Here is a 7,212-nt window from a genome sequence, read left to right as displayed (position 1 = left end):
CCCGCCGTTCCGAGGCCCGGCTGCTGCGGCGGCTTGGCCGTTCCTCCCGGACGTTGCTGCGCAGCCGGATCGTCATGGTCGGGTAGGGCCACCACATACTTGCCAAAATCAAATAATTATTTGACAATGGCAATTATTGAGGTGTCCCATGCCAATCAGTTCCATGACTATCAACGGTGTCGACGACCAGATCGCGGCAGTGCGCGCCTTCAACCGCTTCTATACCCGCAAGCTCGGCGTGCTCGACCAGCACCTCGGCCAGAGCCCATTCTCGCTGAGCGAGGCCCGCGTGCTCTATGAGCTCGCGCATCGCGACGACGCTTCGGCGAAGGAGATTGGCAACGAGCTCGGTCTCGACCCCGGCTATCTCAGCCGCATCGTCCAGAGCTTCGACGAACAGGGGCTGATCACGCGCACGCCCCTGCCCGCGGATCGCAGGCAGTACCAGCTCAGCCTCACCGCCAAGGGCCGCCAGGCCTTCGCCAAGCTGAACCTGGGCTCGCAGAACGAGGTCGCCGCCATGCTGGCCCGGCTCTCGGCCGGCGATGCAGCGCGGCTTACCCAGGCGATGGCGACCATCCAGGCCGTGCTCGAGCAACGCCGGAGCCAGCCCGCATCCGTCGTGCTGCGCAGCCACCGCGTCGGTGACATGGGCTGGGTCATCTCAAAGCAAGGCGCCGCCTATGCCGCGGACTACGGCTGGGACATCAGCTACGAGGCGCTGGTCGCCGAGATCTGCGCGCAGTTCATCAAGTCTTACGACGCCGCACGCGAGCATTGCTGGATCGCCGAATTGAATGGCGAGCCGGTCGGCTCGGTCTTCCTGGTCAAGGCCACCGACGAGATCGCCAAGCTGCGCCTGTTGCAGGTGGAGAAGAAAGCGCGCGGCCTCGGTGTCGGCCGCGTTCTGGTCGAGCAATGCATCCGGGGCGCGCGCGAGCGCGGCTACAAAAGGATGACGCTGTGGACGCAGAGCATCCTGGTCGCCGCCCGCGGCATCTACAAGAGCGCCGGCTTCGAGCTGGTCGCAACCAAGCCGCATCACAGTTTTGGGCATGATCTTGTGGGCGAGACATGGGAGATGGATTTGTAGCGATGTCGCCACGAGCGCGGTCTCGTAGGGTGGGTTAGGCGAAGCCGTAACCCACCACGCTTCCGAAAATGCCGATCGAAGATGGTGGGTTACGCTCAACGCCTGCGCTTTGCGCAGCCGCTGAGCTAACCCACCCTACGACACCGATGATGCGGAGCGACTCCCGAGCGACCTCCGCACCTACACCGTCGCGCCCTGCGCTTTCGGCCGGCGCAGGTGCTCGTCCAGCCGCGGCATGATCTCGACGAAATTGCAGGGGCGTGTGCGGTAGTCGAGCTGGCTGGCGAGGATGCCGTCCCAGCCATCGCGGCAGGCGCCGGGCGATCCGGGTAAGCAGAAGATGTAGGTCGCACCCGCAACGCCTGCGGTGGCGCGGCTCTGGATCGTCGAGGTGCCGATCTTGGCATGGCTCAGCATGTGGAAGGCGATCGAGAAACCATCCATGCGCTTCTCGAACAGCGGCTCGATCGCCTCCGGCGTGACGTCGCGCCCGGTGAAGCCGGTGCCGCCGGTGGTGATGACGACATCGACGCTGTCATCTGCGATCCAGCGGCGGATGACGGCGCGGATGGCCTCGACATCGTCGGTGACGATCTCGCGCGCGGCGAGATGATGACCGGCTGCTGTCAGCCGGTCGACGAGCGTCTGGCCGGATTTGTCATCGGCCAGCGCGCGCGTGTCGGAGACGGTGAGCACCGCGATGTTGAGCGGGATGAACTGCTTGGATTCGTCGATGGAGGCCACAACTTTGCTCCTGCTTCCTCAAGGACTGCCGTCATCCCGGGACGAACGCACTTGCGTTCGCCCCCGAGGTGCGAGCCTTGCGATGCGGCGCATCGCAAGGTGAAGCCTCGAAGGATGGGCCACGGGCTCGTCATCCTCTAGGGCTCGCCGAAGAGGCGAGCACCTCAGGATGACGGATAACTACGGCCCGCCGCCGCCGAACGTGTTGCATGCCTGCAGCGTGCCCTGCTGATAGCCGGTCATGAACCATTGCTTGCGCTGCGCGGCCGAGCCGTGGGTGAAGGAGTCGGGCACCACACGCCCCGTCGCCTGGCGCTGCAGCGTGTCGTCGCCGATCGCGCTCGCCGTGGTCAGCGCGGCGTCGATGTCGCCGGCCTCGAGGAAGTTCGGGCGCTTCTTCGCTTCGCGATTGACCCAGATGCCGGACAGACAATCTGCCTGCAGCTCGACCTTGACCTGGAGCGCGTTCGACTCGGCCTTGCTGCTGGCCTGCTGCTGCAACCGCGTCACCTTGGGGATGATGCCGAGCAGGTTCTGGATGTGATGTCCGGCCTCATGCGCGATGATGTAGGCGGTGGTGAAGTTGCACGCCGACTTGCCGGAGCAGCCGCGGAAGCGCGTCTCGACCTCGCGGAAGAACGAGGTGTCGAGGAAGATGGTGCGGTCCGGCGGGCAGTAGAACGGCCCCATCGCCGACTCGGCCCGGCCGCAGCGGCCGCCATTGGTGGCGTTGCGGAACAGCACGACCTTCGGACCGGTGTAGGACTGGCCGCTCGCCTGGAAGATCTCGCTCCAGCGATCGTCGATCTCGCCGAGGATGCCGGAGATCATGCTGCCCATCTCGTCGGTCGGCGCGCCGCGCTTGGCCTGACTGGAGGGACGGTCGCTCTGGTAGCTCGGCGCCTGGCCGCCACCGGTGAGGATCTCGGCGCCGCCGATCAGGATGCGCGGGTCGATGCCGAAGGCGTAGCCGACCAGACCAAGCACGATGATGGTGCCGATGCCGAGGCCGCCACCGCCCATCGGCAGACCGAAGCCGCCGCCTCCGCCGCCGAATCCTCCACCGCCGTCGTCGCGACGATCCTCGATGTCGTCGCTGCGGCGGAAATCATCGTAGCGCATGGCGGCTTCCCTTAAGATCGGCGATATCACGGCGCGGGGCACGGCAGAAATGCGAAAACCTTAACGCGCCACATACCTAAAATTTCCATTGCGTTAATCAATATCCCGCTCGGCAATTATTGCCTAGTGCGACAGCCTGCGACGCCAGCAATTTTTTCCGAGGGCCAAGCAATTTTTTCCGAGAGAAATTTGGGAGTCTTTTGCAGATCCAGCCACCCCCGCAACGCGAAGAAACGCGAAACACACTACAAAACACGGCAATTGCGCGCAGCTTCCCGCGCGCAACATGCGATGCGGGGCCTGCTCACGAAAGCGGCGGGTTAAGTCGATTTTTACTTTGCCGCTCCATTGTAACGGCCAGTCGGTTGTTTGGTCCCGCGTCGCCGACAGCGTCGCCTGAGTCAGAGTTCTTGAGTCATGGTAGTGTCGCGTCGCGGGGCGTCTGCAAAGGCGCCCCGCACAAACTTTGAGTCTGCTTCGCACAGCATCATTGTCGGCGATTGCGTCGCCGAGATGTCGAAGCTCAAGCCAGGTTCGGTCGATCTCGTGTTCGCCGATCCGCCCTACAATCTGCAGCTCAAGGGCGATCTCAAGCGCCCCGACGAATCCCATGTCGACGCCGTCAACGACGACTGGGACAAGTTCGATTCATTCTCCGCCTATGACGATTTCACCCGCGCCTGGCTGCTCGCCGCGCGGGCTGCGATGAAGCCGTCGGCGACGATCTGGGTGATCGGCTCCTATCACAACATCTTCCGCGTCGGCGCGATCATGCAGGACCTCGGCTTCTGGCTCCTGAACGACATCGTCTGGCGCAAGACCAATCCGATGCCGAATTTCCGCGGCCGACGCTTCACCAATGCGCACGAGACCATGATCTGGGCGGCGCGTGACGAAAAGGCCAAGGGCTACACCTTCAACTACGAGGCGCTGAAGGCGGCCAATGAGGACGTGCAGGCACGCTCCGACTGGCTGATCCCGCTCTGCACCGGCGAGGAGCGCCTCAAGGGCGCCGACGGCAAGAAAGTGCACCCGACGCAGAAGCCGGAAGGCCTGCTGGCGCGCGTGCTGCTGTCCTCGTCCAAGCCCGGCGACCTCGTGATCGATCCCTTCAACGGCACCGGCACGACCGGCGCGGTCGCAAAACGCCTCGGCCGTTCCTATATCGGCTTCGAGCGCGACAAGACCTATGCCAAGGCGGCAGAGGCGCGCATCGCCGCGGTCGAGCCGCTGCCGGAAGAGAGCCTTGCCCCGTTCATGACCGCGCGCGAGGCGCCGCGCGTGGCGTTCTCCGAATTGATCGAGCGCGGCATGATCATGCCCGGCACAAAACTGTTCGACGCCAAGAAGAAGCTGGGCGCGCTGGTGCGTGCCGACGGCGCCATCATGTTCGGCGACAAGGTCGGCTCGATCCACCGCATCGGCGCGGTGGCGCAAGGCGCGCAGGCCTGCAACGGCTGGACCTTCTGGCATGTCGAGACCAACAAGGGTCTCAAGCTGATCGACGAGCTCCGCGCCGAGATCCGCGCCGGCATGGCGGCGGAGTAGGTTTCTCCGTCATTCCGGGGCTCGCGAAGCGAGAACCCGGACTCCATCGAACGACAGCAGCTGCGGCCCAATGGATTCCAAGCTCGCGCCAAGCGGCGCGCCCCGGAATGACATAGTGTTGATTGGACGCTGGCGCCATCAGGACTACCTTTGAGCGATGAAACCGTCCTGACGGTCCGGCTCCCATGCGACGACAGTCCGAGACCTTGCTGCTGGTGCCGCTGCTGCCGATCTTCCTGGTCGGCATGTTTCCGATGTTCCTGATCGCCCTGCTCGGCTTTTTCGGCCTCGCTTTGTTCGGCGTGCTCGTGATCTGTGTCGGGCTCGCGAGCAGCAACGAGGCGCACGACAATTTCAATCACGATGTCATCGTGCACGGCTACGCGCGCGGCTCGGAGCGCAAAGCGCGCGTCTCCGACATGCATCTCGCGGCCAAGCTCGGGCTTCGCCTGGAAGCGGTCGGCGCCGCGATGATCGTCGCGGCCGGCATCGGCTTCGTCTGCGCCGGCTGATCTGCGCACCCCGCGGACACCGTCCGGCAAACCCGCGGTCGCTCTCCCCGGCCATGCTCAGGCACCTCAGGCAGCGTTGACCGACGCGATGAACTTTGCGACCTCGGTCTTCAATCGGTTGCTGTCTGTCGACAATGAGCGCGCCGCCGACAGGACCTGCGACGAGGCCGAGCCGGTGTCGGCCGCGCCGCGCTGGACGTCGCGGATATTGGTCGAGACGCGCTGGGTGCCGTGCGCGGCCTGCTGGACGTTGCGGGAGATCTCCTGCGTCGCTGCGCCCTGCTCTTCCACGGCAGCGGCGACCGCCGAGGAGATTTCCGACAGCCGCTCGATGGTGCCGCTGATCTCCCTGATGGAGCCGACCGACTCTTCGGTCGCGGTCTGGATGCCGGAGACCTGCTGGGCGATCTCGCCGGTCGCCTTTGCGGTCTGCTCGGCCAGCGCCTTGACCTCGGAGGCGACCACGGCAAAGCCGCGGCCGGCCTCGCCCGCGCGCGCGGCCTCGATGGTGGCGTTGAGCGCCAGCAGATTGGTCTGGCCGGCGATGGTGCTGATCAGCTCGACCACGTCGCCGATGCGGGCAGCCGCCTTGGAGAGCTCGCTGACGCGGGCGTTGGTCTTGCTTGCCTGCTCCACCGCCTCGCCGGCGATGCGGGCGGAGTCCTGGACCTGACGGGCGATCTCGCTCACCGAGGACGAGAGCTCCTCGGTCGCCGAGGCGACGGCCTGGACGTTGGCCGAGGCTTCCTGCGATGCGGAGGCGACTTCCGTCGACAGGTCCTGGGCGCGCGTCGCCGTCGTCGTCAGCGTGCCGGCCGAGGCCTCGAGCTCGCTGGAGGCCGACGACACGGTGTCGACGATCTCACCGATCGCCTGCTCGAACTGGTCGGCGAGGCGGACCATGTCCTTCTTGCGATCCTCGGCCTGCCGCGCCTCGCTCTCGGCCTGCTCGTGGCGCAGGCGCTCGGTGTCGATCATGCTGTCCTTGAACACCTGGATCGCCTTGGCCATGTCGCCGATCTCGTCGGTCTTGCCGCGCGAGGGGATCTCGACCGCGAGGTCGCCGCCGGCGAGCCGACCCATCGCGCGCGTCATCGAGGTCAGCGGACCGACGATGCTGCGGGCGATCAGGAAGGCGACGATCACGCTGAATACGACTGCGAGGCCACCTGCGGCCGCCTGAATCCACGTCGTGCTGGCGATGACGCCTGCGGCGATCGTTCGCGTCTTCTGGGAGTCGGCCGTGAGCTCGGCATCCGCGACCTTGAGCTTGTCGATGCTTCCGGCGATCAAGGGCGCAATGTTGTTGCGGTAGGTCTCCTCCGCCACGAGGATTGCGGCGGACGTCGCCTCGAACGCCGCCTGGTAGGACGAAAGCGAGGTCCTGACGGGCGCGAGCGCAGACTTGACCTGCTCCGGCAGGGTGGCGTCCTGGAGCGCCGTGATCCGTTGCTGCGCCCTCTCGGTATTGGCTCTGAAGGTCGAGGACGCCTTGGAATCGCGCATGGCGAGGAAGCGCCAGCTCGCCAGACGCGCCTGCAGGATCTTGGACTCGAGGTCGGCGACGGGCGCGGTGATCTCGGGATCGTGGGTGCCATGCGCCGCAATGACCAGCTTGCCGGCATAGGTGTTCAGTTCCTCGCCACCGGGCAGCAGGGCGGCCTTGCCCTTCGTCGTCTCCTTGACCGCTGCGCCCATGCGCTCGCGCAGCGCCTGCAGCTTGTCGATATCGCCGATGAGGCCGTCGTAGATCTTGCGCCGCTCCTCGGTGAAGGACGCCGCCGAGGCCGCTTTCAGCAACTCGACCGCCGCCGCCTCCCGCTCCGCGGCCTCCTTGAAGGCGGGTTCGTTGGCGTCATAGATGTAGCGCAGATTGGCCCGTTGCAGCGCCTGGAGATGGACCGATATTTCCCGAACGCGCGCTGCATTGTCCGAGAAGGCGGACATTTTCGCGACCTGGTCCTGGACCGTCCACAGGTTCCAGACGGCAACCACGGTCATGATCAGGCCCACGGCGGCAAGAGCCGTGAACCCGGCGTAAAGACGTCCCCGAATTCTCAAACGAATGCCCAGCATGCCCGCCCCCCGGATTCGAGCAGCCGAACGTCCTCACGGCGTTTCTCGCTGCGCGGCGACACCATGAAGCACACTTGTTAATTGTGTCCTTCCTGCTCGCGCGGAGGCGCTGGCGGG

6 protein-coding genes and 1 pseudogene are annotated in these 7,212 nt (G+C 65.5%); 4 read left to right on the top strand and 3 right to left on the bottom strand.

The window, feature by feature from the left end:
• Together AOQ71_RS49125 and AOQ71_RS35300 are read left to right on the top strand one after the other, a co-directional pair.
• Positions 1-86, top strand: a pseudogene (locus AOQ71_RS49125) (glycosyl transferase); the annotation flags it as partial.
• Positions 87-163: 77 nt separating this feature from the next.
• Positions 164-1,093, top strand: coding sequence for a bifunctional helix-turn-helix transcriptional regulator/GNAT family N-acetyltransferase (locus AOQ71_RS35300; RefSeq protein WP_057757151.1), 930 nt, complete (start codon positions 164-166; stop codon positions 1,091-1,093).
• A 180-nt stretch (positions 1,094-1,273) separates the two neighbouring features.
• Here the strand turns inward: AOQ71_RS35300 and moaB are convergent, their stop codons facing one another.
• Together moaB and ypfJ are read right to left on the bottom strand one after the other, a co-directional pair.
• Positions 1,274-1,837, bottom strand: coding sequence for a molybdenum cofactor biosynthesis protein B (moaB, locus tag AOQ71_RS35295; RefSeq protein ID WP_057757149.1), 564 nt, complete (start codon positions 1,835-1,837; stop codon positions 1,274-1,276).
• Between the two features lie 180 nt (positions 1,838-2,017).
• Positions 2,018-2,959, bottom strand: a complete 942-nt coding sequence (gene ypfJ, locus AOQ71_RS35290) for a KPN_02809 family neutral zinc metallopeptidase (protein WP_057757147.1) — start codon at positions 2,957-2,959, stop codon at positions 2,018-2,020.
• A gap of 417 nt (positions 2,960-3,376) precedes the next feature.
• Between ypfJ and AOQ71_RS35285 the strand changes: the two genes are divergently transcribed.
• Positions 3,377-4,507: a site-specific DNA-methyltransferase gene (locus tag AOQ71_RS35285; protein ID WP_057757145.1), complete on the top strand. Its 1,131-nt coding sequence runs from the start codon at positions 3,377-3,379 to the stop codon at positions 4,505-4,507.
• Between the two features lie 185 nt (positions 4,508-4,692).
• Complete coding sequence (locus AOQ71_RS35280) at positions 4,693-5,019, top strand: hypothetical protein (RefSeq protein ID WP_057757143.1); 327 nt, start codon at positions 4,693-4,695, stop codon at positions 5,017-5,019.
• Positions 5,020-5,085: 66 nt separating this feature from the next.
• Here AOQ71_RS35280 and AOQ71_RS35275 read toward each other — a convergent pair whose 3' ends face one another.
• Positions 5,086-7,095: a methyl-accepting chemotaxis protein gene (locus AOQ71_RS35275; RefSeq protein ID WP_057757141.1), complete on the bottom strand. Its 2,010-nt coding sequence runs from the start codon at positions 7,093-7,095 to the stop codon at positions 5,086-5,088.
• Positions 7,096-7,212: the final 117 nt, after the last annotated feature.

Source organism: Bradyrhizobium manausense (assembly GCF_001440035.1).
GTDB classification, from domain to species: Bacteria; Pseudomonadota; Alphaproteobacteria; order Rhizobiales; family Xanthobacteraceae; genus Bradyrhizobium; species Bradyrhizobium manausense.
Note: the sequence above shows the minus strand (reverse complement) of the source record. Positions and strands in the feature narration are given on the sequence as shown.